Here is a 23,236-nt window from a genome sequence, read left to right on the forward strand (position 1 = left end):
TCTGCACCACTAGGATAAATAATGAAAAACGTAGGAATGAAGCCGGAAAGTTATCGTGTTGCTGAAGCACAAGCGATTTTATATGCCCCTCCACATTGTATTGAGCTATTAAGACAAGGTAATACTGAAAAGGGTGATGCATTAAAAACCGCACGTGTGGCAGGAATTTTGGCAGCCAAACGCACCGATGAGCTGATTCCTTTGTGTCATCCACTGCCGATTTATCGTGCAGATGTTGAATATGAATTAGAACATGATTTTGTAAAGATTATTACTGTGGTTGAAACCATTGGTCCTACTGGGGTGGAAATGGAAGCCCTCACGGCTGCAAGTCTTGCAGGTTTAACCATTTACGACATGTTAAAGCCACATTGTGAGCCAGAAGAACTCTGGATGGATCAATGTAAACTGCTTAAGAAAAAGGGCGGGAAATCACACTTTAAGCGAGTTCTTCGTCAGCCCGTTTCGGCAGCAGTCATTGTGTTATCCGACACCGTTGCAGCTGGTAGAAAACCTGATACAGCTGGAAAGTCTGTGGTCGAAACTTTAACTGAAGCAGGATTCGATCCGATTCATTACCAAATTTTGCCTGATGAAGCAGATGTTCTAAAAGATTTAGTGCTTGAGCTGAGTAAGTCATATGCTTGCATTATGACGGTGGGTGGAACCGGAATTGGTAAGCGTGATATTACGGTAGATACGCTAGAGCCACTTCTTGAGCGTAAGCTAGACGGCTTAATGGAGGCAGCGCGATCTTTTGGACAAAAACGCACACCATATGCAGCAATGTCACGTGGAGTAGCTGGTTTTATTGATCGCTCATTGGTGGTGACTTTACCGGGAAGTCGTGGTGGAGCAAGCGAATCAATGGCTGCTATTTTACCAGCTCTCGTTCATATTTTTGATGTGTGCCGTGATTTACCGCATCCGGGAGGCTATGAATAATGTCAGGTTGTGGTACAGAACGTGGATTAATTAGTGTAGATGAAGCACTTGAGCTGATTGTTAAGCAGCCAAAAAAATTGTGTTCTATTAACCAAGTTCTTCAAAACAGTTTAAGTAGATATCTCGCTAAAGAAATTTATTCAGAAATTAATCTGCCAAGCTTTTCTCAAAGTGCTGTGGATGGTTACGCACTTTGTAGCCATGCGGAAGATTTAAATAATCTAAAATTTCAGGTTACGGGCGAGATCCGTGCGGGAAGTGAAAGCAATGACACCCTTCATGAAGGTCAGGCTATCCGTATATTTACAGGTGGTAAAATTCCAGAAGGAACAACTCATGTTGCGAGGCAAGAAATTGTATCGGTTCTTTCGACCCAAGAAATTTGCTTAACTGAGCATATACGTCCCCAAGCCGATATTCGTTTTACAGGTGAAGAAGTCCAGAAAGGCCAATTGCTTGCACAAGCTGGACAGTTTCTAAATATTGGAAGCTTAGCTGCCTTAAGTATGGCAGGTGTGCAAACGGTTGAAGTTTATCGTGCACCGAAAGTCGCTGTTTTGGTGACTGGTGATGAAGTTGCAGAAACGGCAGAAGATCTTGTCGACGGCAAAATCTTTGATGCAAATGGGCCATTATTAAAAGCTTGGTTTGAAGATTATGGCTTGGATGTTGAACTGATTCATGTGGCAGATGAGGCAGAGCAAGTCACGCATTACTTTAATCAGTTAAAAGATAGCCATGATGTCATTATAACGACAGGTGGAGTCTCTGTAGGTGATTATGACTTTGTACGACCATGTGCTTTTGAGGTTGGTTTTGAACAAATCTTTTGGAAAGTAAAACAGAAACCTGGCAAACCACTGTTCTTTGCTGAATATTCAAACCCAGAAACAGATCATCGTTGTTATTTGCTCGGTTTGCCGGGCAACCCTGCTGCGGTCTATGTGTCTATGCAGGTGTATGGTAAGGCATTACTAGATACCGTACAGGGAAATCAAGCAGGGCCTGAGTGGTTTAGTGCGATTTTAGATCATGATTTAAAAGAAGATGCACGTGAGCGTTTTTTACGTATGTATGCTTATTTTGAAAATGGACAGCTTAAAATAAAAAGTCTTGGAAAACAGCAATCTCACATGCTGAGTAATTTAATGCAGGCCAATTGTCTGGTTCGAATTCCAGCGGGCGTAAAACTAGAAGCAGGCAATATATTGAAAGGCGTATTTATTTCAAATTAATTATAAAAGATGATAAATATGACTCATTATGAAAATGAGTGGGTTATATTTATTTAGCAATTTTTAATAATAACTTTCTCTTTTTTCATAATGAAAATTTTTTTATAAAGTTGATAAGAAGTTATTTTTATAATGAATCTTGCATAAATCGTAGTAAGTGGTTTAGGGTATAAACAATAGGGCCGTTGGGCTAGGTAATATCGAGGAACGCATAAAGATGAAATGGGATGACATCGGTGATCAACCTTGTTCGGTTGCTCGTATGCTATCAGTGATTGGCGATCGATGGACGATGCTAATATTACGTAATGCTTTTATGGGAATACGCCGTTTTGACGATTTTCAAAAATCATTAGGCGTAACTCGTCATGTCCTTTCAGATCGTTTAAAGCGTTTGGTTGAATATGAAATTCTAGTCAAAGCACCATATTTTGATCGCCAAGAGCGTTTTGAGTATCGACTGACTGATAAGGGCTTTGAGCTTTATCCAATTATTTTATCTATGGCGAATTGGGCAGATAAATGGATGGATCAAGGTTTAGGTAAGCCACTAGAATATCGTCATAAAACATGTGGACATAAGTTTGAACCGGTTATGGTATGTTCGGTCTGCCGTGAGCCTTTACATGCAAAACAAGTGCAAGTCTCAGCTGGACCGGGCTATTTTGCATATATTCAACAAAAACAGAAACAAGCTTAATTTTCTCGGTATAAATTATGAAGACTCTTGTTGAATAGCATCAGCAAGAGTCTTATAAATATGTCCATGATTTGATTGTGCCACATTAAAGCGGATAAATTGACCCGCATTAGGCGCTTGGCTAAAAGCATTTCCAGGCGCAAGAATAACATTATGATTAATACAATATTTCGCAATTTTTGGAGCTTCTAAACCTTCAGGTAAATGACACCACACAAAAATACCTGCTTGCGGTTTAATCCATGGTCGTATGCCTAGCGGTTCTAGTTTGGTAATAGTGTCATGCATGGCTTTTGCTAAACGAACTTTTAATAACTCTAAATGTTTGCGATAAGAACCATCTGTCAAAGCGGAAAGCAAAACCTCTGCAGAAACACCGTTATGCGAGAAAGTGGTCGCAATTTTTAAATCGGTGAGCTGATCAACCCATTCCGGTTTTGCAATAATATAGCCACAACGAATAGATGCAGATAATGTTTTAGAAAAACTTCCAATAAAGATGACGCGTGAAAGATTATCTAAAGCAGCAAGCCTAGGAGCTGGGGTATATTCAAAATCTGAAAAAATATCGTCTTCAACTACTATTAAGTTAGATTGCTCAATCAATTTTAAGAGTTGGTGCGCCGTAGAAAGAGAAAGCGTTGCTCCAGTTGGATTGTGAATTCCTGAGTTGGTGATATAAAGACGTGGGTTATAAGTATCAATTGCTTCTTTAAATGCTTCTAAATCTGGGCCTGTCGGTGTGTAAGGTACTCCAACTACTTTAACTTGATGAACTTTAAGTAGTGCATGAAAGTTAAAATAACAAGGATCATCAATCAGAACGACGTCATCGGGCTTTAGTAAGAACCGGAAAACTAAATCAATCGCTTGAGTTCCAGAGTCTGTTAAAAGTACTTGATTTAAATTTGCATCTATTCCTTTTGATTGGGCACGCCTTGCTAATAAATCCCGCAAAGCTGGTAATCCTAAAGGTGCAGAATAGCTCATTAAACAAGCGTCTGAACTCCTTGCAGCAGCTCTTAATCCTTTACGAATACTGTCTAATGGCATCCAGTCATCGGGTAACCAACCACAACCAGGTTTAAACACGTCTGCTTTCGCCTCCAAAGACTGACGCGAAATCCATAGAGGGTCTACCGATCGTTCTAACTGGGGGCTTAAGTCACTTAAAGATAAAGGTGCGAGAGGACCAACAATATAAAATCCCGATCCAGTTCTTGATTCAATTTTCCCTAAAGCAATTAATCTTTCATATGCTTCTACAACAGTTGAGACTGAAAAACCCAGATCATTTGCTAATTTACGAACAGAAGGTAAGCGTGCTCCAGGCATTAAAGATCGATTTTTTATTTGTTGCTCAATTTCCAAAATAACAATTTCAATTTTTGTTTTGTTCTGGTTCACGGACTTAAAATCTCAACTGTACTGGTTGTGAGTACATAACAGTTCTTTTAAATTGTACTGCTTTGTATCTGGTTTTATCACCTTAGCACAGCTTAAATTCTTCGTATAGTGACGGAGAAAATTATGAACAGGTTTATGAATGGCTGGGTGAATGGATTTATTGGCGTGGCTATTTTTGCAGGGTCACTACCAGCAACACGAGTCGCTGTAATGGGGTTTGATCCCGGTTTTTTAACAGCAGCACGAGCTGCGATAGCTGGTATTTTAGGGCTTATCCTTATTTTGGTGTTAAAAGAAAAAAAGCCAGCTAAGCAAGATTGGTGGCCACTTGCTATAGTGGCTTTGGGGGTAGTGATTGGTTTTCCCTTATTTACCGCTCTCGCTTTGCAATATATGAATGCAGCTCATTCAATTGTCTTTGTTAGTCTTTTGCCGCTTGCAACTGCAATATTTGCTGTACTGAGAGGTGGAGAAAAGCCGAATCAATTTTTCTGGATATTTGCAATCTTGGGGAGTGGGGTTGTTTTTGCATATATGTTTTTCATTTCTGGGGATACATCACTAGGAATAGGGGACTTTTATATGTTGATGGCGATTATTTTCTGTGGCTTTGGTTATGCAGAAGGTGGTGTGCTTTCAAGAAAAATAGGCGGGTGGCAGGTCATTTGTTGGGCGCTTATTTTGTCATTACCTTTCATGCTGTTTCTCACAGTTTTTTATATGCCCGCTTCATTTGAGAACGTGTCTACGTCAGCTTTAGTCGGTCTTATTTATGTTTCTTTGTTTAGTATGCTGATCGGTTTCTTCTTTTGGTACAAAGGACTTGCCCAAGGCGGAATTGCTGCGATTAGTCAACTACAACTCTTACAACCTTTAATGGGGCTAGCCATTGCAGCAGCCTTATTACACGAACATGTAAGCTGGTCAATGTTAGTAGTCACAGCAGCAACCCTTTTATGCGTCGCTGCTGCTAAAAAGTTTGCTTAGCTTTATAAACAATTTGCTGGTTTAGGAACACCTGCTAAACGACTTAAATGGCGGGCAACTAAACCAGTATTAAATTGTTGCTGTAAAATGGCATTATTAATGTCTGGACTTACTGTTTTCATTAAAAATTTAATGAGGGGGCGAGTTGCTGGAGAATGCCCAAACTGTTGGTAAAACTGACGAACTGCAGCTAAAACTTCAAAATGCCAATCAGTTAGTTCAAGGTCAAGTGACTTGGCAAGCTCTTGCGCAACTTCAGGATTCCAGATTGTATAATCAACCAAATGACCATCTTGGTCTAATTCTAAATTCATGAAACTAGCCTAAATCTATTATTTAAGAGAAATACAGCGATTAAACGTTAAAACTAAATCTGCAAATTGGTCATAGTCCAATACATTCATCTGAGCTAAAGTATCTGTATCGAGTAAATCTTTTTCGATGCTTAAGCATGAAACAGATTCAAACTGTTGAATAACTTGAGCTGAAATTTGGGCAACAGACTCACCCATAAAAATAATTTGGTCACCTACCTGATAAATATCACGCAATTCATCAATAACTTTAGATGTATTGTGATAAGTAGATTGCACGAGATAAAGTGTTGATGGATTCATTAAACTTACACCTTCATCTACCAATATAGAACATGATCAAAAGATTGAATAAAGTCGGTATTCAACTGAACGAACTCAATTTCTTGCTCAGTTTTTTGAACAAAAGGATGTTGTTGATTCTTAGTTTCAATCAGAATAGGGCTCAAATCATAAAACTCGAAACTTTCGACCATGTTTGAGGCCACTTTGAAAGAATGACGAAGTTGGTCAAAGCTCAGGTCATTTTGCAAGAGACTAAGAGCAGCATCTTTCAATAATACTTTGACTGGTGAGCCAAAGGTTGCTAAAACCATAGTAGCGGAAAGGCTTTCATTGATTTGAAGACTAGTTAAGTTGGCTTGGCTTAAAATGACGAGTACAGATTTCACACAATATACCTTTTAAAAGCAACAATCTAAGCAAACAAAGTAACTTAAAATTGAATAAGACGAGATGCTGACTGTACCGCATCAGCAAGTTCACCTAACCCGACGAGTTGAAAGTCTTTGGCAAGGTTGTAATGAGTAAGGTGATGGCGACTGGCATTTTCTGCATCGGTAATACCACGAGCGAGGGCAGCACTCACACATACAGGAAGTCGAATCGAAAGCTTTTGCCATTCATGCGTTAAATTACGCTGGTCGTCAGGAACCCATTGAAAATCATTAGCAACCTGCACACCGTCTTGGTAAAAGAATACACGAAAGTCTTCATTTTTACTTTTGAGTGCCTGAGCAAGTCCTAACGCATGCCAAGCATGAATGGAAGTAGGAGCAGAGGTAATTAGTAGTAATGTACTCATTAAGAATTCACTATGGTCATACGTCTAAATGGGCGTAGATGCATTAAGAGAAAGGTAAGTATACAATGATTTTAGTGACAGGTGGTTTAGGCTTTATCGGTTCACACATTGCTTTGAGTCTAATGGCCCAAGGGCAAGAAGTGGTAATTGTCGATAATTTGGCTAATTCGACCTTGCAAACGCTGGAACGGCTAGAGTTTATTTCTGGTATGTACGTCCCATTTGTTAAACTTGATGTACGTAATACACCTGCATTGAATAAGGTCTTCGAGCAATATTCAATTGATGCAGTTATTCATACTGCTGGGTTTAAATCAATTGAAGAATCTAATCTTAAACCTCTTGAATATTATAATGATAATGTAAGTTGCATCATGAGTTTACTGCGTGCCATGCAACGCACGGGTGTTCGTCACTTTATTCAGCTGTCAAGCCTTGCAGCTTATGGAAAATCTGGTTTGCAATTAAGCGAAACAGAAGAATTTAATTACACTTATCCTAATCCTTATATTAAGTCTCAACAGATGATTGAAGAAATTATCCGTGATACTTATAAGATTGATCATGAGTGGAAAATTGCGATCTTGCGCTTATCTAATATTGTAGGTGCATTTGAACATGGGGTACTCGGAGAGTATGTCGCACAGCTGCCTAAAAATATTGTACCGCTTGCGATGCAAGTTGCGGCAATGCAACGTGATTTAATTGAATTACAAGATCAAGCTGAAACATCAGACCATACGACTGAACGTAGTTTTCTACACGTTTTAGATGTGTGTGAAGCTGTAACTGCAAGCTTACATTGGCTACGTGATCAAACACATTGTTGTGAGGCATTCAATATTGCCCATGACCAAGTTCACTCTATTCGTCAATTACTAGATGAAATTTCACAGGTAACTCAAGCTGAAATTGCGACTCAACCTGCAATTTATAAGCATGTTGAGTTAGGTCAAGTTGGGGCAGACATAACGAAAGCAAAAACATTATTGCAATGGACACCTAAACGCTCGTTAAAACAAATGATTGAAGATGAATGGCGCTTTTATCAAAATACATTAAATGGAAGATAAGATAATGATTCTTATTTACAACAATGGAATGCTTGAGTACGATATTAAAAATTAACTAGCCAGAGCAAATACTTGCTTCAGCCCGTAAGTTCTTTAACCAGATAACTGAGGTTTCTATGCAAACACGAATTGAACATGACACTATGGGTGAGATTGAAGTTCCGAATGAAGCATTGTGGGGAGCACAGACTCAACGCAGCTTACAGAACTTTAAAATCGGGCAAGAACGATTACCACGTGCCATGATTCGAGCAATGGGGCTAGTAAAAAAGGCTGCTGCGATAACGAATGCTGAACTTGAACAGTTACCACAAGATTTGAGCCAATATATTGTGGGCGCGGCTGAAGAAGTAATTGATGGTAAATGGGATTCCCAGTTTCCTTTAGTTGTCTGGCAGACTGGTTCTGGTACGCAAAGTAACATGAACTGCAATGAAGTGATTGCCAATATTGCAAACCAAAAATTAGGTCAAGCATTAGGTGCCCAAAAGCCAGTACATCCAAATGACCATGTCAATCGTGCGCAGTCAACAAACGACTCATTTCCAACAGCAATTCATGTTGCTGCAAGTCTGCAAATTAATGAATTACTCATTCCAGCTGTAGAGCAGCTTAAAGCGACTTTGCAAAAAAAATCTGATGATTTTCAGTCTATTGTTAAAATTGGTCGTACCCATTTACAAGACGCAACGCCATTAACATTGGGTCAAGAATTCAGTGGCTATGTATCACAGCTTGAGCATGGATTAGTTCGGTTGCAACAGGCATTAACAGGCTTATATGAATTACCATTAGGTGGTACTGCGGTAGGTACAGGGTTAAATGCACATCCTGACTATGCAGTGAAATCAGCTGCACAACTTGCTTTACTTACGGGCTTACCATTTGTGACGGCTCCCAACAAATTTGAAGCACTTGCAGGACGTGATGCTGCTGTGTTTGCTTCTGGCGCATTAAAAACGCTTGCAGTCAGTTTAAATAAAATTGCCAATGATATTCGTTGGTTGGCAAGTGGACCACGTTGTGGTTTTGGTGAAATCCGTATTCCAGAAAATGAACCTGGTTCAAGCATTATGCCGGGTAAAGTCAATCCGACACAAAGTGAAGCAATGACGATGGTTGTTGCACAAGTGCTTGGAAATGATACGACCATTAATGTGGCTGGTGCTTCAGGTAACTTTGAATTAAACGTATTTATGCCAGTGATTGCTTACAACTTATTGCAGTCTATTCAGTTGCTTGGCGATGCTTGTAATAGTTTTAATGATCACTGTGCGGTGGGAATTGAACCTAATCAGGATAAAATTGATCACTTCTTACATAATTCTCTCATGTTGGTCACTGCTTTAAATCCAGTGATCGGCTATGAAAATTCTGCAAAAGTTGCCAAGACTGCCTATAAAGAAAATAAAACTTTAAAGCAGGTTGCTGTTGAGCTTGGTTTAGTTACGGCAGAGCAATTTGATGAAGTGGTTAAGCCTGATAAAATGGTTTCACCAAATAGTAAATAATCTCTTCTGATGGGCTTCTTTATTGTCAAATACTTCTGTAATATCCGCAAGTTGCTAAGTACAACAAAAGTCCTGAATGATCAGCGCAAAAAATCATAAGGGGAAGGCCTGCTTGAAAAAGTAGGCTTTTTTATACCTTGAAATACTAATGTCATATCTAGACTTTAATTTTGCTACGTTATTTTATTTTAAGTTCAAATAAATGAAAAAGACTAAATCAATAGTTGTTTTAGCAGTAATAGTTTGTACCTTGTCGGGTTGTCTACAAATGTTTCCACCTTCTGTAGCTGAGGTGAATCCTGGTATTTACCAACTTCATGCTCAAAGTAATGCATTTGGTTCAAGAGAAGCTTTGAGATCAAAGTTAATCGGTAAAGCAGAAGAAATATGTAAAGATAAGGGTTTTGATGAGTTGGATAGCAATAACAAAATCGTAAATCATCATACTGTCTATAATTCAGGACTGCTAATTCCAGTAAATACCAAGGCAGCCGTTTTGAAAGTTAAGTGTAAAGATTAATTTAAATAGCAGTAAGCCCATGTGAGAGTTAGTTCTCTCAGACATATGACGGTACAAGAAACCCGACTCAGTATCGACTAATGGCGGGGTTTTTTATTGTTAAGTATTTCTGTAATATTTATATATTAGTTTGGCGCTGAACGATTAGTGCTAGAAATCAAAAGAAGGGCGGATCTTTTTTTCGCTAGCTTCATTTCTGCTTGAGAAGAGGAAGTGAGCTTTTTTATTATTTAAGAAAAAACATAATTTTTTAGATGGAATTTAAATAGTGATGTACACAATTAGATATGTTCATCGGAACAATACTTACTATATTGCTTCGAATATCGAAGGGAATTTTATTATTCTTGAGTCAATTGATTCAGAATTCCGTATGGGCCATCAAATTTCTTATGATGGTGAGAAGGTATTTAACCTTACTTTGAATGATGAAACTGATGCAGTCATTAAACTACAGAGTGATGAGAAAACAGCATATGAATACTTACTTTCAGTTAAATAAATTAGCTTTCTATTATGAAGTATTTCTGTAAGAACTAATTAAGAGTGAAAGGTACTTCACAAAATAAAAAATTTAAAAAGCTTTGTTTCTTTTGAAAAAGCTATGGTATGGTTAATCACGCTTTAATTATGGGCAGTTAAAACAAATGAACTGTTTATTGAATAAAATCACGACAACCACCACGACCTTTAAGCAAGGCTGCGTGTGATTTTTTATTAAAGTGACTTAATAAGATAACCAAACCCGGCCAATAATGGCTGGGTTAATTTTTCTCTGTTCATTATTGGTTTTACAGAGAAAGATTATGAAAAAACTTAGTAGTAACTCAAAATCAGCTTTACTCGTTATTGATATGCAAAAGGGCTTATTTAATGGCGACCCTAAGCCACATAATGTCAAACTTGTACTTTCAAACATTCTTAGCCTTATTGAATATTGCCGCTTGAACGATAGACCAATTATCTTTATTCGGCATGTCGGTGGGAAAGGCACACCATTAGATCCAAACGGTGCGAATACTCAACTAATTACAGATTTACCTTTTAATCCACATAAAGATACAGTCATTGAAAAAATGTACCCTAGTAGCTTTAAAAATACTGTTTTAAAAGAAGTATTAGAGAAACTTGATATTGATGAAATCATAATTACTGGCATGAAAACTGAATATTGTATTGATACTAATGTTAGGGCTGCTTCAGAGTATGGATATAAAGTGACACTAATCTCAGATGCACATACAACAACTGATTCAGCAGCTTTAAATGCTCCGCAAATCATTGATCATCATAACCAAGTTTTAAGCAATGCTTTTGCTCAGTTAAAAACTACAGAAGAGTTCATTTCTTCAATTTAGTTTAGACATACAATGAACAACTTTATTAAAAAGTCTTATTAGCTGTGTATCTGTTACGACATAAGAAGTCCTGTTGAATCCTAGTGATTGGTAGGTTTTTAGCGATGGCAAGAATTGAACCTGTATCCACAAAGAGCTCTTTTCGGAGGGCTTTTTATCAAGAGGGTGTAAGTTTCACTAATTAATGGCGAATTAGCGTTGAATAAGCTGTCATAATTGTTAAAATGCGCACCTTGTCCTGTTTTTATATTGTTTTTTGTTTTGCATCTATTTTGCGAGATTGGAAATAAAAAATTTAAAAACAGAAGCTTAGCTAAGGATTTTTGAATGCTCTCTATTTATTTGACAGATACCCAACAACATGTGCAATTTAATGATTATCCCGGTGATCAGCCTGTTAAGTTTCTGTTAAATCTTAAAAAGATTTTCCCAAGTACAGGTGACCTGTTATTGCCAGTTTTACCTGATGATAATGATCTAGAAAATGTAACATGGGAATCAACTTCAGAAGATTTTGATGTGTTTAAAAAGCTATTAGCTGGATGGGGTGTTATTGAACTTCGTTTAAATGCAATCACGGCTTATAAAGATAAAAATTTTGCGAATGAGTTAGTGAAACAAGCTCAAGCGAAACGCAAGAAAACCGCCCAAAAAAATCATGAACTTTCTTTGGTTGCACTTGATTATATTTTTATGCACGAAGTTCACGCATTGATTGATGCAGAATTGGTCACTATTGGTGAGAAATTTTATTTACCGACCTTGCGTGAGCAATGGAAGGGTACGGTTTCAGACCCAGTGCTCAATGGAAAACTCTAATTAAACACAAAAGGTGAATTCATAAAGATTCACCTTTTTTATTTTTATAATTAAATTAATGATTTATAACTTGATAATTATCGGTACAAAAGTTTACAAGAAAAGAATGCGTTTTTTTTAAAGTGGCAGATACATTGCTTATATAAATACAAAATTATTGCGGGAGAGAGGTTCGAAAGAACCCGCCGAAGGAGCAACAAGCCCGGAAACTCTCAGGCAGAAGGACTGTAATAATTAAAAAATCTGGAGAGAAGCTTAGATTTATAAGAATTGAAAATAATAACTTATAAATTATAAACTCACCGAAGGGGAAGATCTAAACGTTAAAAGGTAACGTTGGGGTCGAAACTCTCAGGTACCAATGACAGATGGGCTGTACTGATGAAATGTTTTGCATTTCTGAGGAGTCTGTTATGCCACATGTTATTGTGATAGGTGCGGGAATCACAGGGGTTACCTCTGCCTATGAATTATCGCAACTAGGTTATCAAGTCACAGTGATTGATCGACATCTATATCCTGCAATGGAAACATCATTTGCCAATGGAGGGCAATTATCGGCGTGTAACGCCGAAGTATGGAACCAAAAAGCCACTGTAGTTAAGGGCTTTAAGTGGATGAGACAAAAAGACGCGCCGCTACTACTGAATCCTTCATTTAGTTTGCATAAGTATAGTTGGCTGGTTGAGTTCTTATCCCATATTAAAAACTATGAAGCTAATACGATCGAGACGGTCCGATTGGCATTACTCGCTCGTAAGCGTTTGTTTGAAGTTGCAGAAAAAGAGCAACTTCAGTTTGATTTGGAGAAACGTGGCATTCTTCATATGTATCATAGTAAGGCTGATTACGACATCGCTAAACAAGTAAACAATGTCTTGAATAAAGGTAAATTGGAGCGCTATTCAGTTTCACCTGATGAAATGAAAACGATAGAGCCATCGTTAACGGGTGAATATTTTGGTGGTTATTACACACCAAGTGATGCAACGGGGGATATCCATAAATATTCAACCTCTTTGGCTGAAAAAACTAAGCAATATGGTGTTCAGTATAAATTTGGTCTGGAAGTCACAGATATTAAGTGTCATACAGACAAAGTGATTGTAAGTTGTCAGCCAAGTGCAGAGCACCCTTATCTTGTTGAATCCGATAACATCCAGATCGAAGGTGATGTGCTTGTGGTTTGTGGTGGTGTAGGGAGTTATCAACTCGCCGATATGATTGGAGAGCGAGTAAATGTCTACCCAGTAAAAGGTTATTCAATTACCGTGCAATTAAAAGATGAGCAAAGTGTAAAGAATGCACCATGGGTAAGCTTACTAGATGAAAGTGCTAAAATCGTGACTTCTCGTTTAGGTAAAGATCGGTTGCGCGTGGCAGGTACCGCTGAATTTAACGGTTACAACCGAGATATACGGGCTGATCGTATTCAACCATTGGTGAATTGGGTAAACCGTAATTTCGATATTTCAACTGAGCATGTGGTGCCTTGGGCAGGTTTAAGGCCTATGATGCCTAATATGCTGCCTGTGGTGAAGCAGTCTAAACAACCGCGTATTTTCTATAATACCGGACATGGGCACTTAGGTTGGACTTTGTCTGCGGCGACAGCAGTTTTAGTGGGTCAGGATATTGCTCAAAAATATCCGGTCTAGAAAATAAAAGCCAGTGTTTAAACACTGGCTTTTATTTTACGTATTAATCATATAGTCGGTAGATTCCGCTAAACCGCTCACAGCCTTTTTGTTGGGTTTTCACACTAAGTAAAGCTTTTTGAAAATTAAACTGATATTTACAGTTGTGCTCATTGTCTAAAATTTCACTTTTTTGTTCAGGCGAACTATAGGCCATCAAAGAAATCGTTTGAGTTTCTTTGCGGTTATTTGGATTGCGGTATGCGATTCCTTCAATCTTGATTTTATCCTTTGCAAGCTGATGGACTTGAATGTGAACAGGTTGTGCAGCTATACGTCCATTTTCAAATTTAAGATAATGTTGGGTAAGCGTTTGCTTAAGTGATGCATAAAAATTTAGGTCATCAGTACGTAAATCAAACTGTTGCTGAACGCATGTATTACTCTTGCATTGCTGAGCATGCTTAGACCATAACTTTTGTGTATCCTGTAAAAGCTGTAAGGGGGCATCAGTAACTAAATATGCGGAAAGATATTTATTATCGAGTTGTTTCTTCGATTCACTAAATGTTTTTGAGCAGATTTTAAGCTCAGTTCCAGAATTGGGGCAGTCTATTGATTCTGCAAAGACAAGAGATGAACACAAACAACTCAGTGTCACGGCAAAACTTAATCTTTTCAATTGATTCATATCAGTATTAGACAGCATGATCGCTTATACTTTCAGTCTACTTTGCTAGGTGTACTATAGCGAAACAGAAAGGCTGAATACAAGATTTCTTACGTTTTTATGGAAGGTAATAGTTATATGGTTGCTCAAATTCGCATTGGACAAGGAATGGATGTGCACGCCTTTGAAGCGGGGGACTTCGTTACATTGGCTGGCATTCAAATTCCACATACACATGGCTTGAAAGCACACTCTGATGGCGATGTGGTTCTTCATGCTCTGTGTGATGCTTTGTTGGGTGCTTTGGCACTTGGAGATATTGGACAACATTTTCCTGACACTGACCCAGAATACAAAGGTGCAGACAGCCGAGTATTATTAAAGCATGTTTACCAACTCATATTGGATCGCGGTTATCAGTTAAATAATGCTGATATTACGGTGGCTTGTGAGCGTCCCAAATTAGCTAAGCATAATTTGGAAATGCGTCAAAGCATTGCTAATGTTTTAAATGTAGATGTTAATCAAATCAGTATTAAAGCGACGACAACCGAAAAACTTGGGTTTACCGGTCGTCAAGAGGGTATTTTGGCTACAGCAACTGTTCTAGTCTCTCATCACACTAAGTGATCGGCCTGTTGCAAAGACTGTTGAAGCTCTAGAGTTGCCTTACGGCCTTGTAGCTGTAAGGTAATGCTATGAATAAGCCCTGTCCAAGTTTCATTAGGTTCCCAAATTTCGTGGAGTAAATCTTGAGAAGTGGGCATATCCATATTCATATAAAACTGTCTATAGACATACATAAGGCAACTAGCACGATCGTTTTTAGTACAGTGAATCCAGACAATTTCATTCTGGACTAAATGATTAATGAGATCGAGTACTAATAAACATTGCTCAGCAGATGGAGTCTCCCAGTCAATTGGAATATGGATATAATTTAAACCGAGGTCTAAACAAATGCGATCTTCATTTTCAATATGATTTGGTGCGTTACTTAAAGCGAGATTAATGACTGTACTACAACCATATTCTTTAATCAGTTTCAGTTGTTCGATTGAGGGTTGAGCTGAACTAAATAAGTGCTCATGAATAACAGAAAAAGTAGGGATTTGAGCTAATGATTGTTCAAGAGTGGTCATGATCGTACTCAGCAAGAGTGAGTTTGGCTTATTGTGTTCAATGTTATACACGATTATATATGAGAGATAAAATACGGCTTGCTTATATATTCGTCAGCCTAAACAAGAATATTAAAAAAATTATACTAAACAAAAGAAGTAATTTAGAAAATAAAAAAACAGCACGATAAAAGTGCTGTTTTTTTAATGAAAGAAATTAAGCTTATTTTAGATGCTCATTTAATAAAAATTCCATCAAAGCTTTTTGTGCATGTAAACGGTTTTCAGCTTCATCCCAGACCACTGCATTTTTATGATCAAGCATGGTTTCAGAAATTTCTTCACCACGATGGGCAGGTAAACAGTGCATGAACAAACAGTCAGGATGAGCAAGTCCCATTAATTTTTCATTGACCTGAAAAGCAGCAAAGGCTCTTTCACGAAGCTTCTGTTCTTCTTCTTGTCCCATGCTTGCCCATACATCTGTCACAATGAGATCAGCATTTACAGCAGCGTCTTCTGCATTGTCAAAAACTTCAACACAATGACCAAACTCTGCTAGAAATTCAGGTTTAGGCTCATATCCTTTCGGCGATGCAATTTTGAGTTTAAAGCCCATCATGTGTGCAGCTTCAATATATGAGTTACACATATTATTGCCATCACCAATCCAAGCAACGGTTTTGCCTTTAATGCTACCGCGGTGTTCATTATAAGTCTGTAAATCTGCAAGTAACTGGCAAGGATGATGGTCATCTGTCAAACCATTAATAACAGGAACTTTTGAATACGATGCAAAACGTTCAACAATGTCATGACCGAAAGTACGAATCATCACAATATCAAGCATACTTGAAATTACACGTGCTGAGTCTTCAATTGGTTCACCACGACCTAATTGTGTGTCGCGAGGCGATAGAAAAATCGCACTACCACCAAATTGATTAATGCCTGCTTCAAAAGAGATACGTGTACGCGTGCTTGATTTCTCAAAAATCATTCCCAATACTTTACCAACAAAAGGTTGGAATACCTTATTGCCATGCTGCATTTTTTTAAGCTCGCTTGCGCGTTCTAAAATGCGATTAAGTTCTAGAGTGGATAGATCACGTAAAGTCAGGAAATGTCTTAGAGCCATGTAGCTACTCCATAATAATTGTTAGGAAATACAACAATTATCTGTTGTTGGCTGGGTGGATGTGGAAAAAAAGAAGTCTACTATACTATAAGCATTTTAAAATGCAAAAGAATTAGACTTTATGGTGGCCCTTGAGGAAAATATCTACGGAATATTCAATATAATCAATAGCTTCTTTCTCATCTGGTAGAGCAGGCATACCCATAATCATACGCCATTCAATATCGCGTAAGATCCCAAAATACATGAGTGAAGAATAATAGGGAGAATTGCATGTAATTTCCCCTGATTTATCTGCAGACTCTAATGCTTGGGTAAGCGTGTTTTGTAAATTGTGTACCCATTTGTCATATAGGTATTGTATGAGCACAGTATTACACTCGGTCTGTTCGATAATAAGTCTTAAAAAAGCAACATGTTCGGGTTGAATAATGTGAACATAAACACGATTGAGTGTTTGAATAAGATATTCTCTTAAAGTACTTTTTTCTGGTTGGAATGCAATACATACATCTTTAAAAAACATTTCACGTTTATGATCACAAATAGCGGCAAAAAGCCCCTCTTTATTGCCAAAATATTTATAAATAGAAGCCTTAGAGCCACCGGCATGATTAACAATGTCATCAAGTGAAACTGCATCATATCCTTTTTCCAAGAACAGCTCGGTCGCGCTTAACAGAAGAGCTAAACGACGTTCAATACCGCGGCGTGTTTGAGGTTTTTCACATACTGAATGATGTGACTCAAGGACTGAATCATGCATAAAATTTCATAACAACGACTGACTTTGCTTATTTAGTATAGCAAAACTATCTTTAAGGATGGTCATCACTATTTTTTTAGATCAACTGCTGAACAGTAAATAAAATAGCTTTAAAATTAACTTATATAAAATAGTTGGTTAGATCTATTTTTAGGGTGCTCTAATGATGTAACCTGATGTTCATTTTCAAATTTAATAAAAAATAAAGCGGCTAAGACATCCTTAGCCGCTTTTAATTTAGGTAATAAGCTTTTTAGGCTTCAGTTTGGGTAACCTTATGTTCATCTTCTTCATCATCGTCAGCAGAATCCATTCCAAGTTCTTTTAACTTGCGAGTTAGGGTGTTGCGGCCCCAACCCAGTAATTCTGCTGCGTGGCGTTTACGCCCGCGAGTTTGCAGTAAGGCTGCATTAATTAAGGTACGCTCAAACATTGGTGTCGCAATATCCAGAATTTTCATTTCACCATTTTTAAGTTTTTGAATTGCCCATTGATTTAGTAGTTCATCCCAATGATGTAGTGAAATGCGGTCAAATGAAGGTGCAGGTTGCCCTGATTCACTATTTTTTTGTAGTGGAACTTGTTTAAGCTCAGAAGGTAAATCTTCTGGATAAACTTCACGTCCAGTGATCATTACCGTTAACCAGCGACACGTGTTTTCAAGTTGTCGAACATTGCCGGGCCATGGCAACTGTTGCATATAGTCTGTTGTCTCGGTACGTAAGATTTTTGGACTTACGCCAAGTTCTTTACCAGCACGTGCAAGAAAATGCTGAGCCAGCATTGGTATATCTTCACTGCGATGGGCAAGTTTAGGAATGTGAATGCGGATCACATTTAAGCGATGATATAAGTCTTCACGGAAGCGACCTTCATTCACCAGCTTTTCTAAATCCTGATGCGTTGCCGCAACGATTCGAACATCAACTTTAACTGGGATATGTCCACCTACACGATAGAACTCACCGTCAGCGAGTACACGAAGTAGTCGAGTCTGTGTTTCAAATGGCATGTCACCAATTTCATCAAGAAATAGTGTTCCGCCATTTGCTTGTTCAAAGCGGCCTTGATGCTGGGTGTTTGCACCTGTAAAAGCGCCTTTTTCATGACCAAATAACTCGGTTTCAATCAAGTCTTTTGGAATTGCAGCCATATTTAAAGCAATAAAAGGCTTAGCACGGCGTGGGGAGTGCTTGTGTAAAGCATGCGCAACTAATTCTTTACCTGTACCTGATTCACCATTAATTAAAACGGTAATATGAGATTGAGATAAACGGCCAATGGCGCGGAAAACCTCCTGCATTGCCGGAGATTCACCAATAATTTCTGTTGATTGAACAGGTAAAGCTGTTTTTGTAGCTTCTTGCTGTTGTAGCTTGTTGATATGCAGAATTGCACGATTGACTAAGGCTAAAGCTTCATCAATATCAAATGGCTTTGGTAAATATTCAAATGCACCTGTTTGGTAGCTTGAAACAGCAGACTCTAAATCGGAGTGTGCAGTCATAATAATGACAGGTAAATCTGGATGAGTGTTTTTGACTTTAGATAAGAAAGTTAACCCATCAATCCCAGGCATGCGGATGTCAGTTAAAATGACATCGGGAGCGTCATGATGCAAACGTTCAAGCGCAGTTTGAGCTTCTTCAAAATTGGTAACATCAAAACCTTCTTCTTTAAAGGTCTTTTCCAATACCCATCGCATGGCGCGATCATCATCAATAACCCATATTTTATTTCGCGACACGGTCTGACTCCCAAGGTAAATATAAGCTAAAAATTGTTTTTCCAGGAACAGATTGGCATTCAATCATTCCGTTATGTTGATGCATAATATTCTGTGCAATACTCAGGCCAAGCCCAGTACCTTTTGCTCGTCCAGTAACCAACGGATAAAACACAGACTCTAAAATATTTTCAGGAATGCCTGGTCCATTATCTTCAATGTCGACCCGAACGGTGGATCGATTCAATACACCATTAATCGTAACAAGACGCTGTATTCGCGTACGTAGAATTAACTCCGGTTCCTGATCTATAAAAAATGCTTTGTTCTCTGTTATGGCTTGAATTGCATTTACACTAATGTTGAGCATAACCTGTATTAACTGATCTCGATCGGCATTAACATCAGGTAATGACAAATCATAGTCACGTATAATTTTAATTTTCTTCTTTGTCTGGTTTGCAATAAGAGAACGTACCCGTTCTAAGGGTTCGTGTACGTTAACATTTTCATAACTTGGTAGTTGTCTAGAACCTAACATGGTATCAGCCAAGTTAGTTAAACGATCTACTTCATTAATGATGACGTCTGTAAATTCAGCATAAGTCTTATCATTTAAACTACGAGCGAGTAACTGGGTTGCTCCCCGAATACCTGCAAGTGGGTTTTTAATTTCATGTGCAACACCACGTACGAGCTGCCTAGCTACCTGATGCTGTTGAACCAGATTTTCTTCTTTTGAAATCTTTAACATGCGATCGATTGGATTAAGTTCGATCAACAGTAATGGATGGTAGCTTTTACCTGCATTTAATTGAGAAACTGTGTAATCCACATGAAGGTCTTTAAAGTTGACATTAATGACAGCTTCTCGACGCGTATAGGGTTGTCCGGTTTTTATGGTGTTCAATAAAGCTTCATGCGTATTAAAAGTATCGTCAGGGGCATGAAGCAAGTTTAAAACGGGCTGTCCTGAAGCACGGAGCAAACTAATGTCAAATAGGGCTTCACAGGCTGAATTTAAATAAAAAATGTTCAAGTTACTATCGATTAATAAAATCGCAGTAGTTAAATTGTCTACCAATAGGCGATAGTCGATAGGGTTGTGTTGATCCATTAGCGAATCGTTCCTGTCTTAAAATAGCGCAATGGCATCTTCATTGGTTATCGGATTTTCACCGTTATAGAACATGAACGATGCAAAATATACGCCAACTTTGTTTATGGGTTCTTTTAAAGTTTTAAGGTGCTTAAAAACGCGCTGAAATCGTTCTTTATATCTTTTGATCAAAGCGGATAGCTCAAGTTTAGATAATAACATGATCTAAATTGGTGCAAAGGTGAGTTTTGGTGCAAATGTTGGTTGTATTTTGGTGCATTACACAAAGAGTAGGCTTTCCACCTATGCTTGAGACAAGAAAAGACATACAATACGCGCATTCAAGTGGAGCGCAGATTCATGAAGACCCCCAAAGTCGGTTTTGTTTCTTTAGGTTGTCCTAAGGCATTGGTAGATTCTGAACGAATTTTAACTCAGTTAAAGACTGAAGGTTATCAAGTTGCATCAGATTATGATGGTGCTGATTTAGTAGTTGTTAATACCTGTGGTTTTATTGAATCTGCGGTACAAGAGTCGCTAGATGCAATTGGCGAGGCCATGAGTGAAAATGGTCGAGTGATCGTTACTGGATGCTTAGGTAAAGATGAAGATAAAATTCGTCAAATGCATCCAAACGTTTTAAAGGTTACTGGTGCAGCAGCTTATCAAGATGTGATGGAAGCTGTGCATGAATATGTACCAGCACCACCTAAACATAATCCGTTTATTGATTTGGTTCCTGAACAGGGAATTCGCTTAACACCAAAGCATTATGCCTACTTAAAAATATCTGAAGGATGTAACCATCGTTGTACCTTCTGTATTATTCCAAGTATGCGTGGTGACTTGGTTTCTCGTCCAATCGGTAGTGTATTAGAAGAAGCTGCTGCACTTAAAAGAGCGGGTGTTAAAGAAATCTTGGTTATTTCTCAAGATACATCAGCTTATGGCGTAGACACCAAGTACAAACTTGACTTCTGGAATGGTCAGCCTGTTAAGACAAAATTCTTCGACATGTGTGAAGCACTAGGCCAACTTGGCATCTGGGTGCGTTTACACTATGTTTATCCATATCCACATGTGGATGCGGTAATTGATTTAATGGCACAAGGTAAAATCCTGCCATATCTAGATATTCCATTCCAACACGCAAGCCCACGTATTCTTAAATTAATGAAGCGTCCGGCTCACAGTGAAAATACACTAGAAAAAATTAAGTTGTGGCGTGAAAAATGTCCTGATCTTGTGATCCGCTCTACTTTCGTGGTCGGTTTCCCGGGTGAAACTGAAGAAGATTTCCAGCTGTTGCTTGATTGGCTCGTAGAAGCTCAACTTGATCGTGTGGGTTGTTTTACCTATTCGCCAGTAGAAGGTGCAACGGCAAATGATTTGCCAGATCATGTACCAGAAGAAATTAAACAAGATCGTTACGAGCGCTTTATGCAAGTCCAGCAAGAAATTTCTGCTGCTAGATTGCAAAAACGTATTGGCCAAACGATGACTGTTTTGGTCGATAGTTTAGAAGATGAATATCCTGTTGCCGTTGCACGTTCTTATGCTGATGCTCCGGAAATTGACGGTAATGTGTTTGTAGAAGATATCGATAAGAACACTATTCAACCGGGCGATATGTTGGAAGTCGAAATTACCGATGCGGATGAATACGATTTATTTGCAAAGTTAATTAAAATTAAATCGGTTTAATCGAAATATATTAAAGAGCATTCAGTTTAAGAGGTTTTGGAGCAAAGTCATGGCGGAAACAATTAGCCCTCGTTATTCACGTATTCTATTAAAATTATCTGGTGAGGCATTGTCAGGTAATAAAGACATGGGTATTGATGCCCAAGTTTTAGATCATATGTCCCTTTCAATTGCACACTTGGTTGGCTTAGGTGTACAAGTGGGCATCGTTGTGGGTGGCGGTAATTTGTACCGTGGTAGTCAGTTGCAAAAAGATGGCCTAGTTGGTCGTGTAACAGGCGATCAAATGGGTATGCTTGCAACTGTAATGAATGGCTTAGCTATGCGTGATGCTCTAGTTCGTCGTAATATCAGAACTCGTCTTATGTCTGCATTGCCAATTGGTACGGTAGTAGAGTCTTATTCAAGTCGTGATGCTATCCGTCATTTGAGCCAAGGTGAAGTTTGTGTTTTCGTTGCAGGTACAGGAAATCCATTTTTTACAACGGATACAGCGGCATGTTTACGCGGAATTGAAATTGAAGCGAATTTGATTTTAAAAGCGACTAAAGTAGATGGCGTTTATAATAAAGATCCAAGTAAATTTGAAGATGCTGTTAAATACGATCATTTAACCTTTGATCAGGTGTTAGATGAAAAACTTGGTGTTATGGATTTAACCGCTATTTGTTTATGTCGAGACCATAATGTGCCATTGCAAGTTTTTGATATGAATAAATCAGGTGCGTTATTGTCAGTAGTAATGGGTGAAAAAGAAGGAACGCGCGTTACTAAATAATGTACGTGTTACCTAAAGCTCTTTATACTAGCGCTAAATTAAATTTGTTAAATATATCTTTGAATAAATAAGTAAGGTAGATCATATGATTAACGATCTGAAAAAAGACAGCGAACAGCGTATGTTAAAAACTCTAGAGTCTTTGGAACTAGGGTTTGCTAAAGTTCGTACCGGCCGTGCACACCCATCAATCTTAAATGGTGTGATGGTTCCTTACTACGGTTCTGATGTGCCTTTAAATCAAGTAGCAAACGTGGGTATCGAAGACTCACGTACACTTGTTGTTCAGCCATTTGAGCGTACAATGGTTTCAGCTATTGATAAGGCAATCCGTGAAAGTGATCTTGGTTTAAACCCGATTACAGCAGATGCAATTCGTGTACCTTTACCAGCATTAACTGAAGAAACGCGTCGTGATATGCAAAAAGTTGCGCGTAATGAAGCTGAAAATGCAAAAGTTGCGATTCGTAATATTCGCCGTGATGTATTGGGTGATATCAAAGCATTGCTAAAAGAAAAAGAAATTTCTGAAGATGATGAGCGCCGTGCAGGTGATGATATCCAGAAAATCACTGATAAATATGTTGCAGAAGTAGACAAGCGTCTTGCAGCGAAAGAAGCAGAATTGATGAAGGTCTAATTTT

Annotated in this window: 26 protein-coding genes and 1 riboswitch; of the genes, 15 read left to right on the top strand and 11 right to left on the bottom strand. The window is 38.3% G+C overall.

Features of this window, described 5'->3' with window-relative positions; translation table 11 throughout:
- The first annotated feature begins 21 nt into the window (after nt 1-21).
- The 3 genes from moaCB (at nt 22) to AC07M3_RS16130 (ending at nt 2,880) form a co-directional block, all read left to right on the top strand.
- A complete protein-coding gene (moaCB, locus tag AC07M3_RS16120; RefSeq protein WP_003652229.1) occupies nt 22-945 on the top strand; it encodes a bifunctional molybdenum cofactor biosynthesis protein MoaC/MoaB in 924 nt (307 codons plus the stop codon).
- Nucleotides 945-2,180, top strand: coding sequence for a molybdopterin molybdotransferase MoeA (locus AC07M3_RS16125; RefSeq protein ID WP_494567794.1), 1,236 nt, complete (start codon nt 945-947; stop codon nt 2,178-2,180). The genes moaCB and AC07M3_RS16125 overlap by 1 nt, the downstream gene beginning before the upstream one ends.
- 217 nt (nt 2,181-2,397) lie before the next feature.
- Nucleotides 2,398-2,880, top strand: a complete 483-nt coding sequence (locus AC07M3_RS16130; RefSeq protein ID WP_133746788.1) for a winged helix-turn-helix transcriptional regulator — start codon at nt 2,398-2,400, stop codon at nt 2,878-2,880.
- A 15-nt stretch (nt 2,881-2,895) separates the two neighbouring features.
- Here AC07M3_RS16130 and AC07M3_RS16135 read toward each other — a convergent pair whose 3' ends face one another.
- Nucleotides 2,896-4,287 carry an aminotransferase-like domain-containing protein gene (locus AC07M3_RS16135; protein ID WP_494567793.1) on the bottom strand — a complete coding sequence of 464 codons (1,392 nt, stop codon included), beginning with the start codon at nt 4,285-4,287 and terminating at the stop codon, nt 2,896-2,898.
- Between the two features lie 123 nt (nt 4,288-4,410).
- Here AC07M3_RS16135 and AC07M3_RS16140 point away from each other — a divergent pair, with 123 nt between their 5' ends.
- Nucleotides 4,411-5,274 carry a DMT family transporter gene (locus tag AC07M3_RS16140; protein WP_494567792.1) on the top strand — a complete coding sequence of 288 codons (864 nt, stop codon included), beginning with the start codon at nt 4,411-4,413 and terminating at the stop codon, nt 5,272-5,274.
- 2 nt (nt 5,275-5,276) lie between these two features.
- On the opposite strand, the gene AC07M3_RS16145 is transcribed toward AC07M3_RS16140, so the two are convergent.
- Genes AC07M3_RS16145 through tusD form a run of 4 tightly spaced genes read right to left on the bottom strand, consistent with a single transcriptional unit; the run spans nt 5,277 to nt 6,672 of the window.
- On the bottom strand, nt 5,277-5,588 hold the full coding sequence (locus AC07M3_RS16145) for a TusE/DsrC/DsvC family sulfur relay protein (RefSeq protein WP_209830978.1): 312 nt from the start codon (nt 5,586-5,588) through the stop codon (nt 5,277-5,279).
- Nucleotides 5,589-5,606: 18 nt separating this feature from the next.
- Entirely contained in the window at nt 5,607-5,891 is a 285-nt protein-coding gene (locus AC07M3_RS16150; RefSeq protein ID WP_494567791.1) for a DsrH like protein, read from the bottom strand.
- Between the two features lie 17 nt (nt 5,892-5,908).
- Nucleotides 5,909-6,259: a hypothetical protein gene (locus tag AC07M3_RS16155; protein ID WP_092707030.1), complete on the bottom strand. Its 351-nt coding sequence runs from the start codon at nt 6,257-6,259 to the stop codon at nt 5,909-5,911.
- Between the two features lie 44 nt (nt 6,260-6,303).
- On the bottom strand, nt 6,304-6,672 hold the full coding sequence (tusD, locus tag AC07M3_RS16160) for a sulfurtransferase complex subunit TusD (RefSeq protein WP_003652216.1): 369 nt from the start codon (nt 6,670-6,672) through the stop codon (nt 6,304-6,306).
- Nucleotides 6,673-6,737: 65 nt separating this feature from the next.
- Between tusD and AC07M3_RS16165 the strand changes: the two genes are divergently transcribed.
- The 7 genes from AC07M3_RS16165 (at nt 6,738) to AC07M3_RS16195 (ending at nt 13,611) form a co-directional block, all read left to right on the top strand.
- The gene (locus AC07M3_RS16165; RefSeq protein WP_045431017.1) at nt 6,738-7,745 is read left to right on the top strand and encodes an NAD-dependent epimerase/dehydratase family protein; all 1,008 of its coding nucleotides are present in this window, start codon (nt 6,738-6,740) and stop codon (nt 7,743-7,745) included.
- A 116-nt stretch (nt 7,746-7,861) separates the two neighbouring features.
- Nucleotides 7,862-9,256 (top strand): class II fumarate hydratase, encoded by a 1,395-nt coding sequence (gene fumC / locus AC07M3_RS16170; RefSeq protein WP_494567790.1) that lies wholly within the window; start codon nt 7,862-7,864, stop codon nt 9,254-9,256.
- Between the two features lie 202 nt (nt 9,257-9,458).
- Nucleotides 9,459-9,776 (top strand): hypothetical protein, encoded by a 318-nt coding sequence (locus AC07M3_RS16175; RefSeq protein ID WP_494567789.1) that lies wholly within the window; start codon nt 9,459-9,461, stop codon nt 9,774-9,776.
- A gap of 271 nt (nt 9,777-10,047) precedes the next feature.
- Nucleotides 10,048-10,278, top strand: coding sequence for a hypothetical protein (locus tag AC07M3_RS16180; protein ID WP_004643124.1), 231 nt, complete (start codon nt 10,048-10,050; stop codon nt 10,276-10,278).
- A gap of 304 nt (nt 10,279-10,582) precedes the next feature.
- Entirely contained in the window at nt 10,583-11,134 is a 552-nt protein-coding gene (locus tag AC07M3_RS16185) for a cysteine hydrolase family protein (protein ID WP_494567788.1), read from the top strand.
- A gap of 327 nt (nt 11,135-11,461) precedes the next feature.
- Nucleotides 11,462-11,953 (top strand): hypothetical protein, encoded by a 492-nt coding sequence (locus AC07M3_RS16190; RefSeq protein WP_092707038.1) that lies wholly within the window; start codon nt 11,462-11,464, stop codon nt 11,951-11,953.
- 150 nt (nt 11,954-12,103) lie between these two features.
- Nucleotides 12,104-12,191, top strand: a riboswitch (glycine riboswitch).
- A 175-nt stretch (nt 12,192-12,366) separates the two neighbouring features.
- Nucleotides 12,367-13,611, top strand: coding sequence for a D-amino acid dehydrogenase (locus AC07M3_RS16195; RefSeq protein ID WP_494567787.1), 1,245 nt, complete (start codon nt 12,367-12,369; stop codon nt 13,609-13,611).
- 43 nt (nt 13,612-13,654) lie between these two features.
- Here AC07M3_RS16195 and AC07M3_RS16200 read toward each other — a convergent pair whose 3' ends face one another.
- Nucleotides 13,655-14,299 (bottom strand): A1S_1983 family putative colistin resistance protein, encoded by a 645-nt coding sequence (locus AC07M3_RS16200; protein WP_494567786.1) that lies wholly within the window; start codon nt 14,297-14,299, stop codon nt 13,655-13,657.
- 99 nt (nt 14,300-14,398) lie between these two features.
- Between AC07M3_RS16200 and ispF the strand changes: the two genes are divergently transcribed.
- Nucleotides 14,399-14,890 carry a 2-C-methyl-D-erythritol 2,4-cyclodiphosphate synthase gene (gene ispF / locus AC07M3_RS16205; protein WP_004643119.1) on the top strand — a complete coding sequence of 164 codons (492 nt, stop codon included), beginning with the start codon at nt 14,399-14,401 and terminating at the stop codon, nt 14,888-14,890.
- On the opposite strand, the gene AC07M3_RS16210 is transcribed toward ispF, so the two are convergent.
- From AC07M3_RS16210 to glnL, 5 genes are all read right to left on the bottom strand, one after another.
- Nucleotides 14,878-15,402 carry a protein tyrosine phosphatase family protein gene (locus tag AC07M3_RS16210; protein ID WP_092707042.1) on the bottom strand — a complete coding sequence of 175 codons (525 nt, stop codon included), beginning with the start codon at nt 15,400-15,402 and terminating at the stop codon, nt 14,878-14,880. The two genes, ispF and AC07M3_RS16210, sit on opposite strands and share 13 nt — an antisense overlap.
- A 202-nt stretch (nt 15,403-15,604) precedes the next feature.
- A complete protein-coding gene (argF, locus tag AC07M3_RS16215) occupies nt 15,605-16,519 on the bottom strand; it encodes an ornithine carbamoyltransferase (protein WP_017392215.1) in 915 nt (304 codons plus the stop codon).
- A 112-nt stretch (nt 16,520-16,631) separates the two neighbouring features.
- Nucleotides 16,632-17,285, bottom strand: coding sequence for a TetR/AcrR family transcriptional regulator (locus AC07M3_RS16220; protein ID WP_494567785.1), 654 nt, complete (start codon nt 17,283-17,285; stop codon nt 16,632-16,634).
- Between the two features lie 253 nt (nt 17,286-17,538).
- The gene (glnG, locus tag AC07M3_RS16225; protein ID WP_017392217.1) at nt 17,539-19,032 is read right to left on the bottom strand and encodes a nitrogen regulation protein NR(I); all 1,494 of its coding nucleotides are present in this window, start codon (nt 19,030-19,032) and stop codon (nt 17,539-17,541) included.
- Nucleotides 19,019-20,128 (bottom strand): nitrogen regulation protein NR(II), encoded by a 1,110-nt coding sequence (gene glnL / locus AC07M3_RS16230; RefSeq protein ID WP_017392218.1) that lies wholly within the window; start codon nt 20,126-20,128, stop codon nt 19,019-19,021. Before glnL ends, glnG begins: the two co-directional genes overlap by 14 nt.
- 342 nt (nt 20,129-20,470) lie before the next feature.
- On the opposite strand from glnL, the gene rimO reads away from it, so the two are divergent.
- From rimO to frr, 3 genes are all read left to right on the top strand, one after another.
- The gene (rimO, locus tag AC07M3_RS16235; RefSeq protein WP_494567784.1) at nt 20,471-21,814 is read left to right on the top strand and encodes a 30S ribosomal protein S12 methylthiotransferase RimO; all 1,344 of its coding nucleotides are present in this window, start codon (nt 20,471-20,473) and stop codon (nt 21,812-21,814) included.
- A 49-nt stretch (nt 21,815-21,863) separates the two neighbouring features.
- On the top strand, nt 21,864-22,592 hold the full coding sequence (gene pyrH, locus AC07M3_RS16240) for a UMP kinase (RefSeq protein WP_003652185.1): 729 nt from the start codon (nt 21,864-21,866) through the stop codon (nt 22,590-22,592).
- A gap of 85 nt (nt 22,593-22,677) precedes the next feature.
- Nucleotides 22,678-23,232: a ribosome recycling factor gene (gene frr, locus AC07M3_RS16245; RefSeq protein ID WP_003652184.1), complete on the top strand. Its 555-nt coding sequence runs from the start codon at nt 22,678-22,680 to the stop codon at nt 23,230-23,232.
- Nucleotides 23,233-23,236 lie beyond the last annotated feature (4 nt).

It is taken from the genome of Acinetobacter sp. GW821-FHT09D10 (assembly GCF_059416285.1).